The sequence below is a fragment of the Enterobacter sp. PL_is379 genome, from assembly GCF_055817355.1.
Window position 1 is genome coordinate 55,269 of sequence record NZ_JBVPGT010000029.1, and the last position, 24,739, is coordinate 80,007.

Annotated in this window: 28 protein-coding genes; 7 read left to right on the plus strand and 21 right to left on the minus strand. The window is 55.8% G+C overall.

The annotated features are described in order from the left end of the window. Window positions 1-49: 49 nt before the first annotated feature. From AC0TOY_RS12765 to yfbV, 3 genes are all read right to left on the minus strand, one after another. The gene (locus AC0TOY_RS12765; RefSeq protein WP_024908965.1) at window positions 50-709 is read right to left on the minus strand and encodes a sugar phosphatase; all 660 of its coding nucleotides are present in this window, start codon (window positions 707-709) and stop codon (window positions 50-52) included. Between the two features lie 11 nt (window positions 710-720). Further along, window positions 721-1,215, minus strand: coding sequence for a YfbU family protein (locus AC0TOY_RS12770; RefSeq protein ID WP_008502874.1), 495 nt, complete (start codon window positions 1,213-1,215; stop codon window positions 721-723). Between the two features lie 91 nt (window positions 1,216-1,306). Next, on the minus strand, window positions 1,307-1,762 hold the full coding sequence (gene yfbV, locus AC0TOY_RS12775; protein ID WP_008502875.1) for a terminus macrodomain insulation protein YfbV: 456 nt from the start codon (window positions 1,760-1,762) through the stop codon (window positions 1,307-1,309). A gap of 337 nt (window positions 1,763-2,099) precedes the next feature. Between yfbV and ackA the strand changes: the two genes are divergently transcribed. After that, window positions 2,100-3,302 carry an acetate kinase gene (gene ackA / locus AC0TOY_RS12780; protein WP_024908964.1) on the plus strand — a complete coding sequence of 401 codons (1,203 nt, stop codon included), beginning with the start codon at window positions 2,100-2,102 and terminating at the stop codon, window positions 3,300-3,302. A 76-nt stretch (window positions 3,303-3,378) separates the two neighbouring features. Further along, on the plus strand, window positions 3,379-5,520 hold the full coding sequence (gene pta / locus AC0TOY_RS12785; RefSeq protein ID WP_032646614.1) for a phosphate acetyltransferase: 2,142 nt from the start codon (window positions 3,379-3,381) through the stop codon (window positions 5,518-5,520). Window positions 5,521-5,632: 112 nt separating this feature from the next. On the opposite strand, the gene AC0TOY_RS12790 is transcribed toward pta, so the two are convergent. The 5 genes from AC0TOY_RS12790 to AC0TOY_RS12810 form a co-directional block, all read right to left on the minus strand. Next, window positions 5,633-6,586 (minus strand): transketolase family protein, encoded by a 954-nt coding sequence (locus AC0TOY_RS12790; RefSeq protein WP_090419965.1) that lies wholly within the window; start codon window positions 6,584-6,586, stop codon window positions 5,633-5,635. Beyond that, the gene (locus tag AC0TOY_RS12795) at window positions 6,579-7,409 is read right to left on the minus strand and encodes a transketolase (protein WP_024908961.1); all 831 of its coding nucleotides are present in this window, start codon (window positions 7,407-7,409) and stop codon (window positions 6,579-6,581) included. Before AC0TOY_RS12795 ends, AC0TOY_RS12790 begins: the two co-directional genes overlap by 8 nt. Further along, window positions 7,406-8,797, minus strand: a complete 1,392-nt coding sequence (locus AC0TOY_RS12800; protein WP_023312548.1) for a PTS ascorbate transporter subunit IIC — start codon at window positions 8,795-8,797, stop codon at window positions 7,406-7,408. The genes AC0TOY_RS12795 and AC0TOY_RS12800 overlap by 4 nt, the downstream gene beginning before the upstream one ends. Window positions 8,798-8,818: 21 nt before the next feature. Continuing rightward, window positions 8,819-9,091 carry a PTS sugar transporter subunit IIB gene (locus AC0TOY_RS12805; protein WP_024908960.1) on the minus strand — a complete coding sequence of 91 codons (273 nt, stop codon included), beginning with the start codon at window positions 9,089-9,091 and terminating at the stop codon, window positions 8,819-8,821. 80 nt (window positions 9,092-9,171) lie between these two features. After that, window positions 9,172-9,615: a PTS sugar transporter subunit IIA gene (locus AC0TOY_RS12810; RefSeq protein WP_473721918.1), complete on the minus strand. Its 444-nt coding sequence runs from the start codon at window positions 9,613-9,615 to the stop codon at window positions 9,172-9,174. Window positions 9,616-9,849: 234 nt separating this feature from the next. On the opposite strand from AC0TOY_RS12810, the gene AC0TOY_RS12815 reads away from it, so the two are divergent. Further along, a complete protein-coding gene (locus AC0TOY_RS12815) occupies window positions 9,850-10,869 on the plus strand; it encodes a LacI family DNA-binding transcriptional regulator (protein ID WP_024908958.1) in 1,020 nt (339 codons plus the stop codon). A gap of 3 nt (window positions 10,870-10,872) precedes the next feature. Here the strand turns inward: AC0TOY_RS12815 and yfcD are convergent, their stop codons facing one another. Genes yfcD through yfcF form a run of 3 tightly spaced genes read right to left on the minus strand, consistent with a single transcriptional unit; the run spans window position 10,873 to window position 12,735 of the window. Then, window positions 10,873-11,427 carry an NUDIX hydrolase YfcD gene (gene yfcD / locus AC0TOY_RS12820; RefSeq protein ID WP_473721919.1) on the minus strand — a complete coding sequence of 185 codons (555 nt, stop codon included), beginning with the start codon at window positions 11,425-11,427 and terminating at the stop codon, window positions 10,873-10,875. Window positions 11,428-11,482: 55 nt separating this feature from the next. Continuing rightward, window positions 11,483-12,034 carry a phosphodiesterase gene (gene yfcE, locus AC0TOY_RS12825; RefSeq protein ID WP_473721920.1) on the minus strand — a complete coding sequence of 184 codons (552 nt, stop codon included), beginning with the start codon at window positions 12,032-12,034 and terminating at the stop codon, window positions 11,483-11,485. Between the two features lie 56 nt (window positions 12,035-12,090). Beyond that, window positions 12,091-12,735, minus strand: coding sequence for a glutathione transferase (gene yfcF / locus AC0TOY_RS12830; RefSeq protein WP_032646620.1), 645 nt, complete (start codon window positions 12,733-12,735; stop codon window positions 12,091-12,093). 140 nt (window positions 12,736-12,875) lie between these two features. On the opposite strand from yfcF, the gene yfcG reads away from it, so the two are divergent. From yfcG to AC0TOY_RS12850, 4 genes are all read left to right on the plus strand, one after another. Further along, window positions 12,876-13,505 (plus strand): GSH-dependent disulfide bond oxidoreductase, encoded by a 630-nt coding sequence (yfcG, locus tag AC0TOY_RS12835; RefSeq protein WP_024908954.1) that lies wholly within the window; start codon window positions 12,876-12,878, stop codon window positions 13,503-13,505. 75 nt (window positions 13,506-13,580) lie between these two features. Further along, the gene (gene folX / locus AC0TOY_RS12840; RefSeq protein WP_023616057.1) at window positions 13,581-13,949 is read left to right on the plus strand and encodes a dihydroneopterin triphosphate 2'-epimerase; all 369 of its coding nucleotides are present in this window, start codon (window positions 13,581-13,583) and stop codon (window positions 13,947-13,949) included. A 13-nt stretch (window positions 13,950-13,962) separates the two neighbouring features. Beyond that, the gene (locus tag AC0TOY_RS12845; RefSeq protein WP_045908733.1) at window positions 13,963-14,856 is read left to right on the plus strand and encodes a TIGR01777 family oxidoreductase; all 894 of its coding nucleotides are present in this window, start codon (window positions 13,963-13,965) and stop codon (window positions 14,854-14,856) included. Between the two features lie 44 nt (window positions 14,857-14,900). Continuing rightward, window positions 14,901-15,419 (plus strand): GNAT family N-acetyltransferase, encoded by a 519-nt coding sequence (locus AC0TOY_RS12850; RefSeq protein WP_473721921.1) that lies wholly within the window; start codon window positions 14,901-14,903, stop codon window positions 15,417-15,419. A gap of 59 nt (window positions 15,420-15,478) precedes the next feature. On the opposite strand, the gene hisP is transcribed toward AC0TOY_RS12850, so the two are convergent. From hisP to folC, 10 genes are all read right to left on the minus strand, one after another. Beyond that, complete coding sequence (hisP, locus tag AC0TOY_RS12855; protein WP_010433274.1) at window positions 15,479-16,252, minus strand: histidine ABC transporter ATP-binding protein HisP; 774 nt, start codon at window positions 16,250-16,252, stop codon at window positions 15,479-15,481. A gap of 8 nt (window positions 16,253-16,260) precedes the next feature. Next, window positions 16,261-16,977 carry an ABC transporter permease gene (locus AC0TOY_RS12860; RefSeq protein ID WP_008502590.1) on the minus strand — a complete coding sequence of 239 codons (717 nt, stop codon included), beginning with the start codon at window positions 16,975-16,977 and terminating at the stop codon, window positions 16,261-16,263. After that, complete coding sequence (locus AC0TOY_RS12865) at window positions 16,974-17,660, minus strand: histidine ABC transporter permease HisQ (protein WP_024908951.1); 687 nt, start codon at window positions 17,658-17,660, stop codon at window positions 16,974-16,976. Before AC0TOY_RS12865 ends, AC0TOY_RS12860 begins: the two co-directional genes overlap by 4 nt. A gap of 88 nt (window positions 17,661-17,748) precedes the next feature. Beyond that, on the minus strand, window positions 17,749-18,531 hold the full coding sequence (hisJ, locus tag AC0TOY_RS12870; RefSeq protein ID WP_024908950.1) for a histidine ABC transporter substrate-binding protein HisJ: 783 nt from the start codon (window positions 18,529-18,531) through the stop codon (window positions 17,749-17,751). A 226-nt stretch (window positions 18,532-18,757) separates the two neighbouring features. Continuing rightward, window positions 18,758-19,540, minus strand: coding sequence for a lysine/arginine/ornithine ABC transporter substrate-binding protein ArgT (argT, locus tag AC0TOY_RS12875; protein ID WP_023312560.1), 783 nt, complete (start codon window positions 19,538-19,540; stop codon window positions 18,758-18,760). 291 nt (window positions 19,541-19,831) lie between these two features. After that, entirely contained in the window at window positions 19,832-20,401 is a 570-nt protein-coding gene (locus AC0TOY_RS12880; protein WP_024908948.1) for a UbiX family flavin prenyltransferase, read from the minus strand. 89 nt (window positions 20,402-20,490) lie between these two features. Continuing rightward, the gene (gene purF / locus AC0TOY_RS12885) at window positions 20,491-22,008 is read right to left on the minus strand and encodes an amidophosphoribosyltransferase (RefSeq protein WP_024908947.1); all 1,518 of its coding nucleotides are present in this window, start codon (window positions 22,006-22,008) and stop codon (window positions 20,491-20,493) included. A gap of 33 nt (window positions 22,009-22,041) precedes the next feature. Beyond that, window positions 22,042-22,530, minus strand: a complete 489-nt coding sequence (gene cvpA / locus AC0TOY_RS12890; RefSeq protein WP_000262116.1) for a colicin V production protein — start codon at window positions 22,528-22,530, stop codon at window positions 22,042-22,044. 229 nt (window positions 22,531-22,759) lie between these two features. Continuing rightward, complete coding sequence (gene dedD, locus AC0TOY_RS12895) at window positions 22,760-23,464, minus strand: cell division protein DedD (RefSeq protein WP_024908946.1); 705 nt, start codon at window positions 23,462-23,464, stop codon at window positions 22,760-22,762. After that, window positions 23,454-24,722, minus strand: coding sequence for a bifunctional tetrahydrofolate synthase/dihydrofolate synthase (gene folC, locus AC0TOY_RS12900; protein WP_473721922.1), 1,269 nt, complete (start codon window positions 24,720-24,722; stop codon window positions 23,454-23,456). Before folC ends, dedD begins: the two co-directional genes overlap by 11 nt. Between the last annotated feature and the right edge of the window lie 17 nt (window positions 24,723-24,739).

The window sequence follows — 24,739 nt, forward strand, 5'->3', positions numbered from 1 at the left end:
GGAATTTTGCCATAAAAAAGCCCCAGCAATGTGGGGCCATATCATGGGATTACACTTTTAGCGAGACGGTTACAACTCCGTCAGAGGCTTTTGAAACAGACAGGGCCGTCAGTGAATCCAGCACCAAATCTGCCTCGTCCAGCCGGGGGGATCCGGCCGGAACGTTAACGGCGATGACGTGACTTCCTGCGTTCAGCCCGGCCAGTACGCCAGCGGCCGCGTCTTCCACCACCACACACTCTGCGGGGTCGAGGCCCAGCAGTTCAGCCCCCAGTAAAAATGCATCGGGTTCAGGTTTGCCGCGCTTAACGCGCTCCGCGGTGATAAACACTTCCGGTTTCGGTAAACCAGCTGCCTTATGACGGGCGTGGGCAACCGGAATGGAGCCTGAGGTGACGATAGCCCACGGGATCTGCGCCTCGTTCAGATGCTCAAGCAGCTCGCGCGCGCCCGGTAACGCAGTAATGCCGTCCGTATCCGTGGCTTCAATGTGTTCCAGGTATTTGAACTCCGCCTGAATTTCTTCCTCAGAACGTCCGGCCAGGAAGTGCCGTAACGAGGTAATGGCCTGTTTGCCATGGATAAAATTCAGCACGTCCTGATGGTCGATGCCATGTCTGTCAGCCCAATGGCACCAGGAACGCTCCACAACCGGCAGCGAATCCACCAGCGTACCGTCCAGATCAAACAGAAAACCTCTACACTGCACACGCACCTCCGTCAGGCATTAATGATTTGTTGAATTTCGTTGCTGCTTAAATGGTACTGACGCGGGCAGGCATGCCACGCGCTCAGCATACGCTGATATTTATCCCACATCGGGGTCTGCGCGTTGAAGCCGTGGGTGCCCGCGTCAAAGTGGGTATAGCGCCCTTCCGTATTCACCATAAAGCGAACATAGCTCAGATAACGCGCTTCCGTTGCCGCATCAAAGCCTAAGAAGGTCACGCGGCGCTCGTCAATGGACTGCTGATCTTTGAGATTCGTCCAGGAGACGTGCAGGGCGTGATACATCTCCATAATGTCGATCACGATGCGGCAGGTTTCTTCTTTCAGCTCGCCAAACTCGCGGTCCAGTTCGCGCATTTGCAAACCAAAACCGCGTTCGACGATAGTTTGCAGGCGGCTGTAGCGCGCAGCGTTATCGGGATCAAGCATAGTCATCATTTTGTACTGATTGGACAAAATCAGACGTTGAGCATGGGTCATTTCCATCTTTCGACTCCTGTAGCGCATTGCACTTAAAAAAAAGACACGGTAACTGATTGTTACTGTGCCCTCTTTTCGTCGTCGTTTCGATGATCAATCACAAGTCATCGAGGAATGTTTTATCGAGTTGCTTAAAAGCACGCTTTAACGTGTCCGCCAGCGCCTGGTAATCCGGCTTGCCTTCAACCGGGGCGAGCGCCTGCCCGGCCTCTTCCAGCTTGCCGCGCACTTCATAAAACCAGTGTAAAATAGAAGGGGGAAGTGGGGTGATGGACCGTTTACCTAACCACCACAGTCCCTGCATCGGCAGGCTTAATGCGAAGAGCGCCGTGGCGACCGCAGGTCCAAGCTGCCCACCCAACGCAATCTGCCAGCACAGCGTAAAGATAGCGACAGGCGGCATAAAGCGAATCGCATAGCGCGTGGCGCGGATGGTGCGATTCTCAATAAACATAGGCGCAAGGCGCTTTTCCATCGGCCACGTCTTTGCGTAATGCTGTCCCCGACGAAACAGACTAAAGAAATTTACGGACGGGTTCTCTGGTGTCGACATGGCTGTACCTCAACTTCACATATAAAAATTAAAATTTTCGTGCAAAACCACAACAAGCTATGACAACGTTCAAAATATTTTGTCATCTCTACCCCGTATCGGGTATCCTGTGCCAGCCTGATAGGGCCATAGACGAGAATCATTAACTCGTCAAATTATTGCATATTATGCCATTGGCTGAAAATTGTGCAAAATGGCATAAAATCATAGTTATTTCTTCCATCATGCCTCAATGTTCGTTTGGCATGATGTTAATCATAAATGTCTGAGTCATCATGCGTTACGCTGTTAGACTCACTGACGTTTTTTTAGCCACGTATCAATAATAGGTACTTCCATGTCGAGTAAGTTAGTACTGGTTCTGAACTGCGGTAGCTCCTCACTGAAATTCGCCATCATCGATGCGCTCAACGGTGACGAATACCTCTCTGGTTTGGCCGAATGTTTCCATCTGCCTGAAGCACGTATCAAGTGGAAGATGGACGGCAGCAAACAAGAAGCGGCTTTAGGTGCAGGCGCCGCTCACAGTGAAGCGCTGAACTTTATCGTTAACACTATTCTGGCACAAAAACCAGAACTGTCTGCTCAGCTGACTGCGATTGGTCACCGTATCGTCCACGGCGGCGAAAAATACACCAGCTCTGTCGTTATCGACGAGTCTGTGATTCAGGGTATCAAAGACTCTGCATCCTTCGCACCGCTGCACAACCCGGCTCACCTGATCGGTATCGCTGAAGCGCTGAAATCCTTCCCGAATCTGAAAGACAAAAACGTGGCCGTGTTCGACACCGCGTTCCATCAGACCATGCCGGAAGAATCTTACCTCTATGCCCTGCCGTACAGCCTGTACAAAGAACACGGCGTACGTCGTTACGGCGCACACGGCACCAGCCACTTCTATGTAACTCAGGAAGCGGCAAAAGTTCTGAACAAGCCGGTTGAAGAAGTGAACATCATCACTTGCCACCTGGGCAACGGTGGTTCTGTTTCTGCTATCCGTAACGGTAAATGTGTTGATACCTCCATGGGTCTGACCCCGCTGGAAGGTCTGGTGATGGGTACGCGTTCCGGTGACATCGACCCGGCGATCATCTTCCACCTGCACGACACCCTGGGCATGAGCATTGACCAGATCAACAAAATGCTGACCAAAGAGTCTGGCCTGCTGGGTCTGACCGAAGTCACCAGCGACTGCCGTTATGTTGAAGACAACTACGCAGACAAAGAAGACGCTAAACGTGCAATGGACGTTTACTGCCACCGTCTGGCGAAGTACATCGGTTCTTACACTGCGCTGATGGAAGGCCGTCTGGACGCGGTTATCTTCACCGGTGGTATCGGTGAGAACGCAGCGATGGTACGTGAACTGTCCCTGGGTAAACTGGGCGTTCTGGGCTTCGAAGTTGATCACGAGCGTAACCTGGCTGCCCGCTTCGGCAAGTCTGGCTTCATCAACAAAGAAGGCACCCGCCCGGCTATCGTTATCCCAACTAACGAAGAGCTGGTCATTGCGCAAGACGCGCATCGCCTGACTGCCTGATTCCACACCGCCAGCAATGCTGGCGGTGCTGTTTTGTAACCCGCTACATTTGGGCGGTAACGAAAGAGGATAAACCGTGTCCCGTACTATTATGCTGATCCCTACCGGAACCAGCGTCGGCCTGACCAGCGTCAGCCTTGGCGTTATCCGTGCTATGGAACGCAAAGGCGTTCGTCTGAGCGTCTTTAAGCCAATCGCCCAGCCACGTGCCGGTGGCGATGCGCCAGACCAGACCACCACCATCGTTCGCAAGAATTCCAATCTGCCAGCGGCTGAACCGCTGAAGATGAGCCACGTTGAGTCTCTGCTGTCCAGCAACCAGAAAGATGTGCTGATGGAAGAGATCATCGCCAACTACCATGCTAACGCGCAAGACGCGGAAGTGGTGCTGGTTGAAGGCCTGGTCCCGACCCGCAAACACCAGTTCGCCCAGTCTCTGAACTTTGAAATCGCGAAAACCCTGAACGCAGAGATCGTTTTCGTGATGTCTCAGGGCACCGACACCCCAGAGCAGCTGAATGAGCGTATCGAACTGACGCGCAGCAGCTTCGGCGGCGCGAAAAACACCAACATCACCGGCGTGATCGTGAACAAACTGAACGCACCGGTGGATGAGCAGGGTCGTACTCGCCCTGACCTGTCCGAGATCTTCGACGACTCGTCCAAAGCGAAAGTCATCAAAGTTGACCCGGCTAAGCTGCAGGAATCCAGCCCGCTGCCAGTACTGGGCGCGGTGCCATGGAGCTTCGATCTGATTGCCACCCGTGCAATCGATATGGCACGTCACCTGAACGCCACTGTGGTTAACGAAGGCGACATCAACACCCGCCGCGTGAAGTCCGTGACCTTCTGTGCGCGCAGCATTCCGCACATGCTGGAACACTTCCGCGCAGGTTCCCTGCTGGTGACTTCCGCAGACCGCCCTGACGTGCTGGTTGCAGCCTGCCTGGCCGCGATGAACGGCGTGGAAATCGGTGCGATCCTGCTGACCGGTGCCTACGAGATGGACCCACGCGTCAGCAAGCTGTGCGAACGCGCGTTCGCCACCGGCCTGCCGGTCTTCATGGTGAACACCAACACCTGGCAGACCTCCCTGAGCCTGCAGAGCTTCAACCTGGAAGTGCCGGTTGATGACCACGAGCGTATTGAGAAAGTTCAGGAATACGTTGCAGGCTACATCAACGCAGATTGGGTCGAATCCCTGACGGCGACCTCCGAGCGCAGCCGTCGTCTGTCTCCTCCAGCATTCCGTTACCAGCTGACCGAGCTGGCGCGTAAAGCAGGCAAACGCGTTGTTCTGCCAGAAGGCGACGAACCACGTACCGTTAAAGCGGCTGCTATCTGTGCAGAGCGCGGCATCGCGACCTGTGTTCTGCTGGGTAACCCGGATGAGATCACCCGCGTAGCGGCGTCTCAGGGCGTTGAGCTGGGCGCTGGCATCGAAATCGTTGACCCGGAAGTGGTTCGTGAAAGCTACGTTGCCCGTCTGGTTGAGCTGCGTAAGAGCAAGGGCATGACCGAAGCCGTTGCGCGCGAACAGCTGGAAGACAACGTGGTGCTGGGCACGCTGATGCTGGAGCAGGACGAAGTTGACGGTCTGGTTTCCGGTGCGGTTCACACCACGGCGAACACCATCCGTCCACCGCTGCAGCTGATCAAAACCGCACCGGGCAGCTCTCTGGTTTCTTCCGTGTTCTTCATGCTGCTGCCTGAACAGGTTTACGTTTACGGTGACTGCGCGATCAACCCGGATCCAACCGCAGAACAGCTGGCAGAAATCGCTATCCAGTCCGCGGACTCTGCGATTGCCTTCGGTATCGAACCGCGCGTAGCGATGCTCTCCTACTCCACCGGTACTTCTGGTGCAGGTAGCGACGTAGAGAAAGTGCGTGAAGCGACCCGTATTGCTCAGGAAAAACGTCCTGATCTGATGATCGACGGCCCGCTGCAGTATGACGCCGCGGTTATGGCTGACGTTGCGAAATCCAAAGCGCCGAACTCGCCGGTTGCAGGTCGCGCTACCGTGTTCATCTTCCCGGATCTGAACACCGGTAACACCACCTACAAAGCGGTACAGCGTTCTGCAGACCTGATCTCCATCGGGCCGATGCTGCAAGGGATGCGCAAACCTGTGAACGACCTGTCCCGTGGCGCGCTGGTTGACGATATCGTCTATACCATCGCGCTGACCGCGATTCAGTCTTCGCAGCAGCAGTAATGTTAAAAAGCCCGGTGGCGCTAGCGCTTACCGGGCCTACGGTTTTGTAGGCCGGATAAGCGAAGCGCCATCCGGCAAGAAAGGCGACCACTTAACCGGTCGCCTTTTTTATTTACAGCAGCTCTCTTGCCGCCGACACAATGTCATGTGCCGTCAGGCCATATTCCTTCTGCAGGAAATCCTGCGTCCCTACCTGACCGTAGCGCTCCTTGACGCCCACCCGCCGCATCGGCACCGGGCAGGTTTCCACCAGCACTTCCGCCACCGCCGACCCCAGGCCGTTGTGAATGCTGTGGTTTTCACAGGTGACGATGCGTCCGGTTTTCTCGGCGTAGTTTTTCACCAGCATCCGGTCGATGGGCTTCAGGGTAAACATGTCGATGACCGCCGCGCTGACGCCCTCCTGCTCAAGCTGGCGTGCCGCCTCCAGCGCTTCCGCCACCATGATGCCGTTGGCAATCAGGGTAATATCAGTTCCTTCACGCAGCACGTTGCCTTTGCCGATGGTGAAGGTGGAACCCGGGGCATACACGCTCGGCGCCTGCTTACGGATGGTCCGCACCCAGTAGAAGCCTTCGAGGTCGATAAGCTGGCGCAGCACGTCCTCAAACATCACCGCGTCGGTCACCTCCAGCACCACCGAGTGGGCCAGACCGCGTACGATGCCCATATCCTCAAACGACATATGCGTTCCGCCGTTGTGGCAGGCCGTCACGCCCGCATCCGAGGCAATCACCTTCACGTTGTTGCGCTGATAGTCCAGGGACATAAACAGCTGATCAAAACAGCGGCGGCTGGCAAACGCGGTAAAGGTATGAACGAACGGCTTGCGTCCGGTCAGCGACAGCCCCGCCGCGGTGCCAATGACGTTGGCCTCCATAATGCCGCAGTTAATCACGTGCTGCGGATAATCGCGCGCCACGCCGTCCATCGCCATCGAGCTCATCAGGTCTGCTTCGAGCGCAATGATGTCACTTCCGGCCTCAATCTGTTTTGCCACGAAGCCAGCGTAAACTTTACGCATCTCAACGGCGTCTTTCTGTCCTGCCGGTGCAACCTTAATCATGTGAAGCCTCCAGTTGGCGAATCGTCTCGTTGAGGGCCGCTTTGCTCTCTGCGGTCAATCGCAGGTGGTGCGAGTTGCTGAGCTGCTCCAGATACGGCACACCCTGCCCTTTGATACTGTCGAGGATGACGACTAACGGACGCGCATCAGCAGCCGGAACCCGCGACGTCACCTCCAGCAGCACAGGAATGTCGTCCCCCTTCACCGTCACCACATCAAAGCCAAAGGCGCGGAATTTGCCCTCCAGGTCAAACGCGCTGATGATCTCGTCCAGCTCGCCGTCGAGCTGCTGTTTGTTCCAGTCGACAAATACCGTCAGGTTATTCAGGCGATGGTGGGCAATAAACTGGAACGCCTCCCAGCACTGCCCTTCGTTCAGCTCGCCGTCGCCGACGATGCAGAAGACCCGATTCGGTCGCCCGGCCAGCCTGTGCGACAGCGCCATGCCGCCCGCGATGGAAATCCCCTGCCCCAGCGAACCGGTGGTGGCGTCCACGCCGCGCGTTTTCAGGCGGTCCGGGTGGCTGGGCAACCGCGTGCCGTTCTGGTTTAGCGTGCTCAGCTCTTCTGTCGGGAAGTAGCCCTTGATCGCCAGGGTACTGTAGAGCGCCGGGCCCGCATGGCCTTTCGACAGGACAAAGTAGTCTCGCTCCGGCCAGTCCGGATCCGCCGGGTCGATTTTCATCACCGCGCCGTACAGCACGGCCAGGGTTTCGACCACCGACATGCTGCCCCCGTAGTGGCCAAAGCCCAGCTGCGTCAGGGATTTCAGCGTCTCAAGACGAATCTGACGCGCGAGTTCGGTTATCTCTTTCTCATTCATGATTTGGCTCCGGTGTTTTCCTGCGCGTTACCGCCCGCAGGTTTGTTTTTCGCGAAGACGTTGTACGCCACCAGCAGCGCGAACAGCGCCACGACCAGCCCGGTGATAGCAAGCGGCGACAGGAAGCGTGCAAGGTTGCCGAGCACAATCCCGACCGCGCCGAAGTCGGCGTCAGAGAAGGTGGTGTTGGCAAAGCCAATGGCGCCGAGTACCGGCAGCAGCAGGACCGGCAGGAAGGTAATCAGCAGGCCGTTGGCAAAAGCGCCAATCATCGCCCCGCGACGTCCGCCGGTGGCGTTACCAAACACGCCCGCCGTTGCGCCGGTGAAGAAGTGCGGTACGACGCCCGGGAGTATCAGCACCCAGCTAAACTGACCGCAGATGAACAACCCCACAATCCCGCCAAGGAAACTGAACAGGAAGCCAATCAGTACCGCGTTTGGCGCATAGGGATACACCACCGGGCAGTCCAGCGCAGGACGCGCGTTCGGCACCAGTTTTTCCGAGAAGCCGGTAAAGGCAGGAACGATTTCCGCCAGAATCAGGCGTACGCCCTGCAGGATGATGAACACGCCCGCCGCAAAGGTAATCGCCATGATGATGGCGTAGACGAGGTAGTTCTGACCGCCGCTGAAGGTGGCCTCCACGTACTCGCGACCGGCGCTCACCGCCATGATCAGGTAGATAATCATCATGGTCAGGGAGATGGAGATCGAGCTGTCGCGCAGAAAGCTCAGGTTCTTCGGCAGGTTCATCTCCTCAGTTGAGCGGGATCCTTTGCCGACCTTGCTGCCAATCCAGCCGGACAGCACGTAGCCCAGCGTGCCGAAGTGGCCGAAGGCAATCTCATCGTTGCCGGTAATGCGCTTCATGTAGCGCTGGGCAATCGCCGGGAAGAAGGCCATGATCAGGCCGAGGATCAGCGACCCGGTAAAGACCAGCCCCACGCCCTCAAAGCCCGCCACCGTCAGGATCACGCCAATCATGCACGCCATATAAAACGTGTGGTGTCCAGTCAGGAAGATATACTTCAGGCGGGTAAAACGCGCGACGATAATATTCGCCACCATCCCGAAGGCCATAATCAGCGCGGTCGCTGCACCGTATTTTTCCAGCGCAATGGACACTATCGCTTCATTGTTTGGAATAATGCCCTGGATAGTAAATGCGTGTTCAAACATCCCGCCCAAAGGATTTAATGACCCCACCAGCACCGTAGCGCCGCCGCCCAGCACAATAAAGCCCAGGATGGTTTTAATGGTCCCTTTCACCACGTCGGAAAATGCTTTTTTCTGCGCAACCAGACCGATTAACGCGATTAAACCGACCAGCACCGAAGGGACTTTTAAAATATCAACAACGAAATTCAGCGTTTCAAGGATAAACATATCCACCTCGCCTTATCAGGGTTATTGTCTTTCGAACCAGCCGCGCAGCTGCGCTTCAAGTTCGTTAATGTCGATGATGTTGTTGATCACCACCAGCTGGCTTTCCGGCACGCTGGCGCTGGCGGCAATGTCTTTTGCCATCACGAACAGATCGGCCGCGCCCGGCGTGGCTGAGGAGAGATCGGAGTGTTCAACCTCAGCTTCAATCTCCAGCTTTTTGAGCACCTTTTTAATATTCATTTCGACCATAAAACTACTGCCCAGGCCAGAACCGCAAATAGCCATGATTTTCATTGTTGTCCCCTTATTTTGAGTAGAGTACGCCCCATCACGCTGACGCGTAATGTTGTGAAAAACCGGATTAAAGAATTAAATCAGAAGCGGTTAATAATTGTTTTAATTTCCTCCAGGGTATTCACCTGATGCAGTTCGTCCATATCGGTATCGCTGGAAAATAACTCTGCCAGCGACGAGATCATCTCGATATGGCTATTTTTGTCGGGTGCCGCGAGCATAATAATGACGTTGACAGGGTCAAACTCACCGGCACCAAACGAGACGCCCTGTTTTAGTTTTAATAACGACAACCCCAGTCCTTTGGCGCCTTCCTCCGGCCGCGTATGCGGCATCGCCAGCCCTGGTGCCAGCACATAATAGGGTCCTAACGTGTGGTGCTGCTGGATGATGGCGGTGACGTATTCAGGCTCAATCACCTGCAAATCCAGCAGCGGCTTCGCGCACAGCTCCAGCGCCTGCGGCCAGCCTTCCACGCTCTCCTGCAGCGTGATGGTTGTATCATATATCCATTTTTTGAGCACTTTTCACTCCCGCGACACGCTTAAGATGAGCAAACTTTATTCAACGCATCAGTGATTGACTGCGATCGCGATCACAAAGATAGCGCTACCAATCGTTATCATGCAGAAATGTGATAGCGCTATCAAATCGCAATCACGGTGCTAAATCACAGCAAAAAAAGGGATTTAAGGCGTATACTGCCTGTCACGTGAAACGAAGGAAAAGAAGAACGCGTCTGGTCAGCAGGAAGGTGTATGTCTCTAACCCGAAAACGGCGCAGTACTGGTAAAGTGACACTCGCCGATGTCGCACAGCTTGCCGGTGTGGGCACGATGACCGTGTCCCGTGCACTCCGCACGCCCGAACAGGTTTCCGATAAACTACGTGAAAAAATTGAAGCTGCCGTGCAGGAGCTGGGTTATATGCCTAATCTTGCCGCCAGCGCGCTGGCCTCGGCGTCGTCATGGACGATAGCCATGGTGGTGCCTAATCTCTCCGAAGCCGGCTGCTCGGAGATGTTCGCAGGGCTACAGCAGGTGCTACAGCCTGCCGGGTATCAGATCATGCTGGCTGAATCCCAGCATCGTCTTGAGCAGGAGGAGAAGTTGCTGGAGACGCTGCTGGCGTCGAACATCGCCGCCGCTATCCTGCTCAGCGTTGAACATACCGACACCGTTCGCCACTGGCTGAAAAATGCCTCTATCCCGGTGATGGAGATGGGTGCCATGCGCGCCGATCCGATTGATATGAATATCGGGATTGATAACGTGGCGGCCATGTATGAACTCACGGAAATGGTGATTAAGCGCGGCTACCAAAACATAGGCCTGCTGTGCGCCAACCAGGAACAGTGGATTTTCCAGCAGCATCTGCAGGGCTGGTACAAAGCCATGCTTCGCCACCATATGTCGCCGAACCGGGTCATTAACGCGGCGATGCCGCCGAGCTTCTCGACCGGTGCAGCACAGTTGCCCGAGTTCCTGCTGGCCTGGCCGGAGCTGGATGCGCTGGTGTGCGTCTCTGACGAGCTGGCGTGCGGCGCGCTGTACGAGTGCCAGCGCAGGCGAATCAAAGTGCCGGACGATCTGGCGGTAGTAGGCTTTGGCGATAGCGACGTGAGCCGCGTCTGCCAGCCGCCGCTAACGACCATGGCGGTGCCGCATCGTAAGATTGGAATCGAAGCCGGGAAAGCGTTACTGGAGCGCCTGAATGGCGGAGACTGGCGCGATCAAAAACCCATCGCGTCCAGTCTGTGTCTGAGAGAGAGTTGCTGAAGCTTACTCAGCCTCTTCCTCTTTCTCTGATTTTGTCGATTCGTTATTGGCGTTGCGGCTCATCCAGAGCGCCAGCGCTTTTAACGAATCCGGCGTGAACTCGTCGCAGCGCGCGGTGATCTCTTCCGGCGTCATCCAGTTGACCTCACTCACTTCTTCTTCCTGCAGGGCAAACGGGCCGTGAGAAACGCAGCTAAACAGCCCGCCCCAGACGCGGCAGTTTTCGTCTTCAAAATAGAACTGACCGTGCTCGGCAAACGGCACACCGGCAATGCCTAACTCTTCTTCTGCTTCACGACGTGCGGAATCCAGCAGCACTTCATCTGCCTGGACAACACCTCCTGCAGTGGCATCCAGCATACCCGGGAGAAAATCTTTGGTATCCGTACGGCGCTGGACCAGAATTTTGCCCATCCCGTCATGCACAACGATGTACGTTGCGCGATGGCGCAGACGCTCCGCACGCATTTGTTCGCGGCTGGCCTGCGCGATCACTTCATTCTCTTCGCTGACAATGTCAACCCACTCTGTACTTGCCAAATGACTCTGCTCCACCATCGGGAAACCTTCTCTTCTAAGCGCTCTTTCGGCGCGTTTGCAGTTGAGGTGTAACTTACGGATTAATCGCTACTTGCGCAATAACTTGCTGATCATTAAGTGTGATAACACTCAGGGTATTTCCATCCAGCATGCCATAGCTCGCAGAATAGCCACCTTTCGGGATACTGACCGAACCCGGGTTGAAGTGATAAATCTCACCGCGCTTTTCAGCAACCGGAATATGAGTATGACCGTAAACCAGGACATCGCCAGCCGCGAGCGCCGGAAGATTATCCGGGCTAAAAAGATGCCCATGGGTCAGGAACAGTCGGCTTTGTTCCAGCAGCACCTGCTGCCACGGCGCAGTAAGGGGAAAATGCAGCAGCATCTGGTCCACTTCGCTGTCGCAGTTGCCGCGAACGGCGATGATGCGCGAGGCATACGGGTTGAGCTTTTCCGCGACCTGCGCAGGGGCGTAGCCTTCCGGCAGCGCGTTGCGCGGGCCGTGATTGAGCACGTCGCCCAGAATAATCAGCCACTGCGCGCCGCTTTGTGCAAACAGGGAGAGGACACGCTCGGTAGCGGGCAGCGATCCATGGATATCCGACGCAAACATCAGTTTCATCAGTCACTCCTCGGGAAAACAGACTGCCCCCATCATACCTGAAGCGTCAGGGCTTATCAGCCCGCACGCTTAGCCGAGAGTGCCACATAGCGCTGCACGGAGGCGCGCTGCCACTGAAACGCGGCATAATCCACCAGCAGCTGCGGCACCTCATCGCCATTGAGGATCAGGCGGTTTAGCATCAACGCCAGATCGGCATCAGCAATGCACCACTCGCCGAACAGGTTCGGGTTGCCGTGTGCGAGGAGAGAGGTGGCGGTTTCAATGAGTTTTTGCGCGCTTTCTGCACCTTCTGCGCTGAGAGCTGGTTTTTTCACCCCGGCAAACACGACGTCCGTCGAGCGTTCGACGCGAATCGGTACCAGATCGCTTCGCAACCACGCCTGGATCTGTCGCGCCCGGGCGCGCTTTTGCAGATCGTGAGGATAGATGCGCTCCCACTCAGGCGGCGCAAACCGATCTTCCAGATATTCATCAATCGCCGAGGATTCGCTCAGGGCAAAACCGTCAATCTCCAGCACCGGCACGCGTCGGGTCAGATCGTAACCCTGCCACTGCGGTTTAAGATGTTCACCGCCGTCGAGATCAACGGTCTTCAGCGTAAACGTGAGCCCTTTTTCGGCCAGCGCAACGTATACGCTCATAACATAGGGAGAAAAGAAATTCGCATCGGACCACAACGTGATGACGGGCTGGTTCATAACATCCTCATAGGCTGATCGGTTTTTACTCAACATATAATCTCTTTGCCTCGCTGTCACTTGATGAAAACTCACGATTTACAACAACCACCTATACTCATTTGTCATGGCACCACTCTTCGCATGGACAGGAGTTGAGAATGATCGACCTTTATTACGCCCCTACCCCAAACGGCCATAAGATCACCCTCTTTCTTGAAGAAGCCGAGCTGGATTACAGGATCATTCGCGTGGATATCAGCAAGGGCGAACAGTTCAGCCCTCTCTTTCTGGCTATCTCGCCGAATAATAAAATCCCGGCCATTATTGATAACCATCCGGCGGACGGGGGCAGACCGTTGAGCCTGTTTGAATCCGGTGAAATTTTGCTCTATCTGGCAGAGAAAACCGGCAAGCTGCTGAGCGGCGAGCTGCGTGAGCGTCACCATACCCTGCAGTGGCTCTTCTGGCAGGCGAGCGGACTGGGGCCCATGCTGGGTCAAAACCATCACTTTACCGCTTACGCCCCGCAACCCATTCCCTATGCGATAGAACGCTATCAGGTCGAGACGCAGCGGCTCTATGACGTTCTGAACCGTCGGCTGAAGAAAACGCCGTGGCTCGGGGGGGATCATTACAGCATTGCCGATATCGCCTGCTGGCCATGGGTGAATACGCATGAAAAACACCGAATTGACCTGGCCTCTTACCCAGCGGTAAACAACTGGTTCGAGCGCATCCGGACCCGCCCGGCGACCGAGCGGGCGATGCAAAAAATCCAGCAAATTTAACCCGGTATGAGGCTGGGTGCCTGTGAGGCACTCATGTATTATGGGCAGGAAATACTGACACGGAGAAGACCTGCAATGTCACAGCCAGACGCCATTATTCGTATAAAAAATTTACGCCTGCGTACCTTTATCGGTATCAAAGAGGAAGAGATCGCCAACCGTCAGGATATTGTCATTAACGTGGTGATTCACTATCCCGCAGACAAAGCGCGCGCCAGCGAAGATATCAATGACGCGCTGAACTACCGCACAATCACCAAGAACATTATCCAGTTTGTGGAGAATAACCGCTTCTCTCTGCTGGAAAAATTAACTCAGGATGTGCTCGATATCGCACGCGAACATCACTGGGTCACTTATGCTGAAGTTGAGATCGATAAACTTCACGCCCTGCGCTACGCCGATTCCGTCTCCATGACGTTAAGCTGGCGGCGCCAGGCGTAAACCTGGAGGTTGTATGAAGATTTTGCTGACCGGCGGGACAGGCCTGATTGGTCGTCACCTCATTGCGCGTCTGCAGGCCTTGCATCACGACATCACCGTAGTCACGCGCAGCCCGGAGAAAGCGCGTCAGGTGCTGGGGGCGGGTGTCGATATCTGGAAAAATCTGGCCGATCAGCAAAATCTGGACGGTTTCGACGCCGTCATTAACCTCGCGGGTGAACCCATCGCCGATAAGCGCTGGACGGAAGAGCAAAAACAGCTGTTATGCAGCAGCCGGTGGAACATCACCGAAAAGCTCGTCGAGCTGATCCGTAATAGCCACACCCCACCTTCAGTGCTGATTTCGGGTTCAGCGGTGGGCTATTACGGCGATCTCGGCGAGGTGGTGGTGACCGAGGAAGAACCACCCCATAACGAGTTTACCCACAAACTCTGTGCCCAGTGGGAGCGTATCGCCAGTGCGGCGCAAAGCGATCGAACCCGCGTCTGCCTGCTGCGGACCGGTGTCGTTCTGGCGCCGAAAGGCGGCATCCTGGCGAAGATGCTTCCCCCTTTCAGGCTCGGACTCGGGGGCCCCATTGGTAATGGCCGTCAGTATATGGCCTGGATCCATATCGACGATATGGTCAACGGGATTCTCTGGCTGCTGGATAACGATCTGCGCGGGCCGTTCAATATGGTTGCACCATATCCGGTGCGTAATGAACAGTTTGCTCACGCGCTGGGGCATGCCCTGCACCGTCCGGCAATTTTGCGCGTGCCTGCCACGGTCATTCGTCTGCTGATGGGTGAAGCGTCTGTTCTGGTATTAGGCGGACAGAGAGCGCTGCCAAAACGACTGGAAGCGGCCGGGTTTGCGTTCCGCTGGTATGAATTAGAAGAGGCGCTGGGGGATGTGGTGCGGTGAATATGGTACAGTGACAGGCCATTTTCCGAAGATATGGCGTCACAATGGCAACCATCATCACACCCCGACTTCACCTCACCCCTTTCGAACCCACTGACTGGGCCTTCTTCCGCTCGCTGCGTGAAGATCGCGCCATCATGCGCTATATGGCCGCCATCGCCCCGGAAAAAGAGACCCGACGCGTGTTTGCCGCGCGACTCGCTGCTGCTCATGTGTTTGTCATTCGCGCCCGGGATGATGATACGCCGCTGGGCGATATCGGCCTGCAAATCAGCGCTGAGAATCGTGAAGAGGCGGATATCGGCTATACGGTTGTGCCTGCCGCGCAAGGGAAAGGTATCGCCAGCGAGGCGCTGCGCGCGGTGTGTGATTATGCGTTCAACCAGACCGGCGTGAAGGCGATTAACGCGTACGTGCTGGCGGACAACGGCGGGTCGGTGCGGGTGCTGGAGAAAGCCGGGTTTGTGCGCATCCAGGTGCTGGAAAAGGCGTATGAGATTGACGGCGTGCGCTATGACGACTGGGTGTACCGGCTGGAATATGCCGGCCGACAACGGAATTAGTAGGCCCGGTAAGCGAAGCGCCACCGGGCGATTGGCCTGCACTGCGGTCTGATGCCCTCTTACTTCAGGGAGCCTTTCAGGAACTGCTGCAAACGTGGGCTTTGCGGGTTCGCCAGCACCTCGTCCGGATGCCCCTGCTCTTCAATTTTCCCCTGGTGCAGGAAAATCACGTGGTTCGAGACGTTACGGGCGAACCCCATCTCGTGCGTCACCACCACCATCGTTTTGCCCTCTTCGGCCAGCTTCTGCATGATGCGCAGCACTTCGCCAACGAGTTCCGGGTCGAGCGCGGAGGTCGGTTCGTCGAACAGCAGCACCTCGGGTTCCATCGCCAGCGCGCGCGCGATGGAGACACGCTGCTGCTGACCGCCGGAGAGATGCACCGGGTATTTCATCTGCTGGCGCTCGTCGATGCCCACTTTTGCCAGATATTTCACCGCACGCTCGCGGGCTTCCTGCTTGCTCAGCCCCAGTACCTGAACCGGCGCTTCCATCACGTTCTCCAGCACCGTCATGTGGCTCCAGAGGTTGAAGTGCTGGAACACCATCGTCAGGCGCGTACGCAGCAGGCGCAGCTGGTGTTTATCCGCCACCTTCAGCTGACCGTCTTTGTCACGCACCAGGTTGATGTTCTGCCCGCTCACCACGATCGAGCCTTCGCTCGGCTTTTCGAGGAAGTTAATGCAGCGCAGGAAGGTACTTTTACCCGAGCCGGATGAGCCGATGATACTGATCACGTCGCCCGCGTTAGCCTGCAGCGACACCCCTTTCAGCACTTCATGTTCGCCGTAGCGTTTGTGCAAATCAATAACGTTTAATTTGTTCTCAGCCATCATCTTTCTCAGTGCGTCGAAGAAGGTTTTATATGCTGCAACCAGCGTTTTTCAGCCTTACGGAACAGGCTAATCAAAACATAAGAGATAATTAAATAGAGCACCGCCGCAATGCCAAACGCGGTAAACGGCTGATAGGTCGCGGAGTTAATATCGCGCGCGATTTTGAGCAGATCCGGCACCGTCGCGGTAAAGGCAAGCGCGGTGGAGTGCAGCATCAAAATCACTTCGTTACTGTACGCCGGTAACGCGATACGCAGTGCCGACGGCAGAATAATGCAGCGATAAAGTTTCACTGAGGAAAAGCCGTATGCACGCGCCGCCTCAATTTCACCGTACGGAACCGAACGAATGGCTCCCGCGAAAATCTCGGTGGTATAGGCGCAGGTGTTGAGCGTCAACGCCAGCACCGTACAGTTCAGACCGCTGCGGAAGAACGCATTCAGCATCTCAGTGCCTTTTACGATCTCAAGCGTATACATCCCCGAATAGAACACCAGCAGCTGTACGTACAGCGGCGTACCGCGAAACACGTAGGTAAACAGCCAGATCGGGAACTGGATAAATTTATTGTTCGACACGCGGCCAATGGCAAGAAACACCGCCAGAATGCCGCCCATCACCACGGAGGAGATCAGCAGCCAGAGCGTAATCGCCACTCCGGTAAAGCGGTAGCCATCTGTCCACAGCAGCGATTTCCAGTATTCCTGAATGATCTCAATCACAGGTCAGCCCTCTTCACACCCACGGAGTAGCGACGCTCGAGCAGAAGCAGCACACCATTGGAGACGGTCGTAAAGACCAGATAAATCACGCCGCAGACCACCGCAAAGTAAAACGGCTCCCAGGTGCTCTTGCCCGCCAGCTGAGTCGCCTTCACGACGTCTTCCAGACCGAGCAGCGAGACCAGCGCTGTCGCTTTGAGGATAACCTGCCAGTTGTTGCCGATGCCCGGCAGCGCGTAACGCATCATGGCCGGGAACATAATCCGACGAAACGTTTGTGAAGAGGTAAAACCAAATGCGGTTGCCGCCTCAATGTGCCCCTTCGGCACGGCCATGTAAGCACCGCGGAAGGTTTCGGTGAAGTAGGCACCGTAGATAAAACCGAGGGTAATAATACCGGCCACCATCGGGTCGATATCAATTTGTCCCATGCCCATCGCGTCCGTCACGCTGTTCAGCGCAATCTGCAGACCGTAAAAGATAAGCAGCATCAGCACCAGATCGGGAACGCCGCGAATAAGCGTGGTGTAGCCTTCAAAAATTAGCGCCAGCGGTTTGTTAGCCGAAAGCTTCGCCCCTGCGCCTGCCAGACCTATCAGCACCGCCAGCACCACGGAGCTGATAGCCAGCTCAAGGGTGACAAGCGCGCCATGTAAAATAACGCCAGAAAATCCGTACAGCATACCGCGAGCCCTGTCGTATCGTGAGTGGTGGAACCGTGTCTTTCCCCCTCCCACAGAGGGAGGGGCCGCACGTTATTTGACGGGGCGATTAGCCGCCGTAAACATTAAAATCAAAGTACTTTTTCGCCAGCTTGTCGTAGGTGCCGTCAGCGCGCATTTCAGCAAACGCTTTGTTCAGCGCCTCACGCAGCTCGTTGTCTTCTTTGCGCAGGCCCATACCGGTGCCCACACCAAACAGCTTCACGTCCTTAATGGACGGGCCGCCAAACTTGTAATCTTTACCGACCGGCGTTTTCAGGAAGCCTTCGCTTGCCGCGACTTCATCCTGGAATGCCGCATCAATTCGGCCTGCCGTCAGGTCAGCGTAGATATTTTCCTGGCCCTGATAGGAGACGATTTCAATCCCCTTCGGCGCCCAGTGTTCGTTACCGTAGGTTTCCTGGGTAGTGCCCTGCAGCACGCCGACACGTTTACCTTTCAGGGACTCCAGCGTTGGCTGAACGTCAGACGATTTAGCCACCACCAGACGAGAATCGGCCGCGTAAAGTTTGTCTGTGAAGGCAATCTCCTGCTGGCGTTTTTCAGTGATGGAGAGCGAGGACATGATCACGTCGATTTTTTTCGCTTTCAGGGACGGGATCAGCGCATCCAGCGGGTTCTCAACGTAGGTACACTGTGCTTTGATGCGTTTGCACAGCTCATTGGCCAGATCGATGTCAAAACCAACCAGTTCACCCTTTGAATTCTTCGATTCGAACGGCGCATAGGTGGGATCGGTACCGATCCGAATTTTCTGCGGAATGGCTGCGAATGCCGCGGTAGCGCTGGAAAAGGCCAGCACCAGAGATAGTGACAACACGAGTTTTTTCATATTTGTCCTCAACAAACTGTCTTCATACGGGATTTTTACGACGACGGGGTGGTGCTAATGTGCCATTAATTCCCTCTGACAGGCAAAGACTAATGCCCTTCAGGCGGGAATTTTTGCATTATAAATGCGTAAGTATGCACAAAGCGATCCAATACGGTGCAACGAGCGCACCGTATTGGGTCAACCGTTCCCGTAACGCACCTTTCCGGTGCGTTAGCGTCAGGTATTATTCACCGTATACGTTGAAGTCGAAGTATTTCTTCGCCAGTTTGTCGTAAGTACCGTCTTTACGCAGCTCTGCAAAGGCTTTGTCGAAGGCGGCTTTCAGCTCGGTATCATCCTTACGCAGGCCAATACCGGTGCCGTCACCAAAGTATTTTTTGTCTTTCACCGACGGGCCCGCAAACGCGTAGTCTTTCCCCGCAGGCTGTTTCAGGAAGCCTTCACTCGCGGCGACTTCATCCTGGAATGCCGCATCCAGACGGCCTGCCGCCAGGTCAGAGTAGATCAGATCCTGGTTCTGGTAAGCCACCACGTCGACACCCTTCTCACGCCAGGTGGCATTGGCATAACCTTCCTGGGTCGATCCCTGAAGCACGCCAACATGCTTGCCTTTCAGCGAGTCGATGGTTGGCTTAATCGGGGAGCCTTTCGGCGCAATCAGGCGAGAATCCGCGGCGTAGAGCTTGTCAGAGAAGGCAATCTCCTGCTGGCGTTTTTCGGTGATGGAGAGAGAAGAGATAATGGCGTCGATTTTCTTGGCTTTCAGCGACGGGATTAACGCGTCAAAGTCGCTGCCCACCCATGTGCATTTCACCGCAATGCGCTTGCACATTTCATTTCCCAGATCGATATCAAACCCCACGAAATCGCCTTTCGCATCCTTGGAAGAGAATGGCGCGTAGGTTGCGTCTGTACCGATACGAACCGTCTGTGGAAGCGCTGCGTAGCTACCTGCTGCCGCACTTAACCCCACGAGCAAAGACAGAGCCAGAACCGTCTTCTTCATACATTTACCCTCAAGTACCGTGATTTTATTATGTATTGTGTTGTGTGTTGTGTTGCAGGCTTCATCTTGCAGGTCTTATGCCACATTGCCGTCTGGTCAAAACTTCGACGTTAAATATGTTAATAAAACGTTGCGATACTGCCTTAATGGTGAAAGATAGCAGGTCTGCCGAACGAACCGGAGAGAGAAAAAGGGAAAAAACGAATTAAATGTCGAGGATATGATCGCCGTTGCATAATTGCCCTGAAACAGGGCAACTTGTCTTTTCATGCACTCTGTTTGTGCACAGAATCAGGCCCCCTGCCAGCGGGTGAAGAGATCGTCAGGCAGGTCGATGTCAAACTGATCCAGCACGCGGTTAACGGTCTGATTAATCACGTCATCCAGCGAGGTCGGGCGATGATAAAATGCCGGTACCGGCGGCATGATGATGGCTCCCAGCTCCGCAGCCTGCGTCATTAAGCGCAGATGCCCGAGGTGCAGCGGCGTTTCCCGCACGCAGAGCACCAGAGGACGACGCTCCTTCAGCACCACATCCGCCGCGCGCGTTACCAGGGTGTCGGTATAGCTGTTCACAATGCCGGAGAGCGTTTTAATGGAACAGGGCAGGATAACCATGCCAGCCGTTTTAAACGAGCCTGAGGAGATGCTGGCGGCGATATCACGGGCATCGTGAACCACGTCCGCCAGTGCCTGAACATCGCGCAGGGAGAGATCGGTTTCCAGAGAGAGGGTCTGACGCGCCGCCTGGCTCATCACCAGATGGGTCTCGACTTCCGCCACGTTACGCAGAACCTGTAACAGACGTACGCCGTAAATCGCGCCGCTGGCGCCGCTGAGCCCAACAATGAGTCGTTTCATGATTTTCGCCCTTACTGATTTCAGGGCAGACTGTGCAGGATTTTGCGGGGAGTTGCAAGTGAGGACATTCGCCCTCACCTGCCGGAGCATCAACCTTCGTTGTGCATCTCTAAACTTTCGAGATCGTTCTGCATCTGGACGGCTTTCGCATCGTCGTTGCGCAGCGAATCAAGATAGTCGAGGTACTGCTGGTCAACGTCTTTGGTCACGTAAATACCGTTGAACACGGAGCATTCAAACTGCTGAATTTCCGGGTTCTCGGCACGCACCGCGTCGATGAGATCGTTCAGATCCTGGAAAATCAGGCCGTCGGCACCGATGATCTGGCGAATTTCATCCACTTCACGGCCGTGAGCGATCAGCTCGTTGGCGGTTGGCATATCGATGCCGTACACGTTCGGGAAGCGAATCTCCGGCGCAGCAGAGGCCAGATAGACTTTCTTCGCACCCGCTTCGCGCGCCATCTCGATAATCTGCTCAGAGGTGGTGCCGCGAACGATGGAGTCATCCACCAGCAGAACGTTCTTGTCGCGGAATTCCGCGCGGTTGGCGTTCAGCTTGCGGCGCACGGACTTACGACGCAGGTGCTGACCCGGCATGATAAAGGTGCGGCCAACGTAGCGGTTCTTCACGAAGCCCTGACGGTATGGCTTGTCCAGAATGCGGGCGATCTCCAGCGCGATATCGCAGGAGGTCTCCGGGATAGGAATCACCACGTCAATGTCGAGATCGTCCCACTCGCGGGCAATCTTCTCGCCCAGCTTGGTGCCCATGTTGACGCGCGCGCTGTAGACGGAAATCTTGTCGATGAAGGAATCCGGACGGGCAAAGTAAACGTATTCAAACAGGCACGGGTTGCTGACCGGGTTGTCGGCACACTGGCGGGTAAACAGCTGGCCCTTCTCGGTGATGTAGACCGCTTCGCCCGGCGCAACGTCGCGCAGGAATTCGAAGCCCAGGGTATCCAGCGCCACGCTCTCAGAGGCAACCATATATTCAGTACGGCCATCGCCGAGGTCGCGCTTACCGAGCACCAGCGGACGAATGCCGTTAGGATCGCGGAAGGCGACCATACCGTGACCGATGATCATCGCAACGCAGGCGTACGCGCCGCGGATCTGACGGTTTGTCGCGGCAATCGCGGCAAAAATGTTGTCTGCTTCCAGCGGATAGTGACGGAAGTTATCCAGCTCGCTGGCGAACACATTGAGCAGGATTTCAGAATCAGAGGTGGTGTTAATGTGGCGACGTTTCTCTTCGAACAGCTTTTTACGCAGCTCATGCGCGTTGGTCAGGTTGCCGTTATGAGCAAGGGTAATGCCATACGGTGAGTTGACGTAGAAAGGCTGTGCCTCAGAGGCGCTGGAACTGCCAGCAGTAGGATAACGAACGTGACCGATCCCCATATTACCTTGCAGACGCTGCATATGGCGGGCTTCAAACACATCGTTTACCAGGCCATTCGCCTTGCGTAAACGGAAGCAGTTGTTTGCATCAATGGTGATGATACCCGCAGCATCCTGCCCACGGTGCTGAAGCACCGTTAACGCGTCATAAATCGACTGGTTTACCGGCATGAAACCGGCGATACCGACAATACCGCACATTCGTCTTTTCCTCGTTAAGCCACATCTCAGGGTTTATGCCCTGGGCAAAAAACTCGACGAGCTTTGCAGATAGTCAAAGAACCATCTGATGATGAAGCTGAACTCTGGAATGAGCTGCGATTTTTGCCAGTCTTCGCTTTTGGAGAACCCGGTGAAGGTATCCAGGAAGAACAGGATCGCGGCCACAATCAGCACGCCTCGTAATGCCCCGAAACAGATCCCGAGCACCCTGTCCGTTCCTGACAGACCGGTTTTCTCGACCAGCTGACCTATCACGTAATTCACGATAGCGCCGACAATCAGCGTTGCGATAAACAGCACCGCGATAGCGATTCCATTTCGGACCAGTTCATCTTCAAAGCCCGTGAACCAGACAGACAGGTAAGTGTAGTAATGACTGGCAACAAAGAAAGCACAACCCCATGTCACCAGCGATAACGCTTCACGAACAAAGCCACGGATCAGGCTAACCAGACAGGAAAAACCAATCACCGCAATGATGGCGTAATCAATCCAGACCATATGTGTCCCACGATTTAACGCCCTGTCATCCAGTTCGGGGCGAATTCTAACAGAAAAAGAAAACGTTTGCGTAGGGATTTCCTTCCCGCGCGTAAATAAAAAAGGCGCTGAAAAAATGTTCAACGCCACGGTCCATTTGACGTCTCTGTGGACGTCTGCTCCCCCCTCACCCCAACCCTCTCCCTCAAGGGAGAGGGAGCAAACCATTCCGGGAATGGGTAAGATCTTATCAGTTCGCGCTGTAGCCCATCACCACACCGCTCAGGCCGGAGATCTGCTTCAGCTCACCGAGCGAACCTTTAAGCTTATCTTTGGACGCTTCTGGCCCCACGAGGATACGGGTAATTTTACCCTGCACCGGCGTGGAAGGTGAAGTGTAAACACGATATCCCGCACTGCGCAGTTTGCTCACGACCTCGTTGACCTTATCGGCGTTTTTCAGCGCACCAAGCTGCACCACGTAGGCTTTACCCGTTGGGGCAGCGGCATCCTGCTGCGCCGGTTTTGCTGGCGGAGGTGTCTCTGACGCCGCGGCTAGCTGTTCTGCGGCTTTATCCCGCTGCGGTTTCGGCTGCGGCTGCGGCTTCTCAACCGGCTTCGGTTTTTCAACCGGTTTAGGCTGCTCGACCGGCACCGGATCGATATCGCTGTTGCTCGCTGCCGCCAGGCGAGACGGATCGAGCGATGGTGCGGCGGCATCGCCTGCACGCACCTCTTCCGCCGCCCCTTCCGGCGGCTGAGCAGGCAGCGCCTGCGTCGCCGCAGGCAGCATATCCGGCTCATCGCGGTCACCCGGCTTCGGCACCAGCGGAATAGCGGCAAACTCATCCTGATAATGCTTTTTCTGCCCGTCGAGCAGACCCGGGAGAATAATCACCCCGAGCGCGACCAGCACAATGGTTCCTGTTAAACGGTTCTGAAACTTACTCGCCACCGGTTCTCCCCGCGTCCATCACTTCCATGACATGTGCCACCGTGTGGAATGACCCACACACCAGCACGGTATCTTCTGGTTTAGCATCCGCCATCGCGGCATGCCAGGCCTGAGCCACGCTACTGTAGATTGCGCCTTTGCCGAGATGTTCCATCAGTTGCTCAGCCGTCGCGCCGCGCGGCCCCTCCAGAGGAGCACAATACCAGCTATCGACCACACTCTCCATGCAGGCCAGCGTCCCGCCGATATCTTTATCATGAAGCATACCGATAACCGCCAGCACGCGCCCGGTTTTTGGTAACGAATTGAGACGTCCCGCGAGATACGCCGCCGCATGGGGGTTATGCGCCACGTCCAGAATCAGGCGCGGTGATTCGCTGACGATCTGGAAACGCCCGGGCAACAGCGCATTCTTAATGCCGTCGCGGATCGCCTGCTCGCTGACCGTGAGGCCACTGGCGCGCAGTGCCGCCAGCGCGGTTGCCGCGTTCGGCTGCGGTACCTGCGGCGGCGGCAGGTTGTCGAGCGCGCCCTGCGCGTCGCTAAAGCGCCAGCCGTTATCCTGGACCTCGTACTGCCAGTCAACGTCGCGGCGCAGCAGACGCGCGCCCTTCTCGTTCGCCACGTCAGCAATGGTATGCGGCATATCCGGCTCGCCAACCACCGCGGGCTTATTTGCGCGGAAAATACCGGCCTTCTCGCGGCCAATGCTTTCACGATCCGGTCCCAGCCAGTCGATATGGTCCAGCGCGATGCTGGTGACCACCGCCACGTCCGCATCCACCATATTGGTCGCATCAAGACGTCCGCCGAGGCCAACCTCAAGAATCACCACATCCAACTGCGCCTGTTTGAACAGCCACAGCGCCGACAGGGTGCCGTATTCAAAATAGGTTAATGAGATCTCACCTCGTGCGGCTTCAATTTCCGCGAACGACGCCGTATGCGCCGATTCCGGCAGTTCGCGGTTCTGCACACGAACGCGCTCGGTATAGCGGACCAGGTGTGGCGAGCTGTACACGCCAACTTTGTAACCCGCGGCCATCAGGACAGATTCCAGCGTGCGGCAGGTCGTGCCTTTACCGTTGGTCCCCGCGACGGTGAACACGAAAGGTGCCGGTTTGAGCACATCAAGACGCGCGGCGACCTGGCTTACGCGCTCAAGCCCCATATCGATGGTTTTACTGTGCAGGTTTTCCAGATAAGAAAGCCACGCGGCCAGGGGCGACGTGGCTTGGGGAATGCTTTTATTTTCCATAATGCCCGGTTGTCATT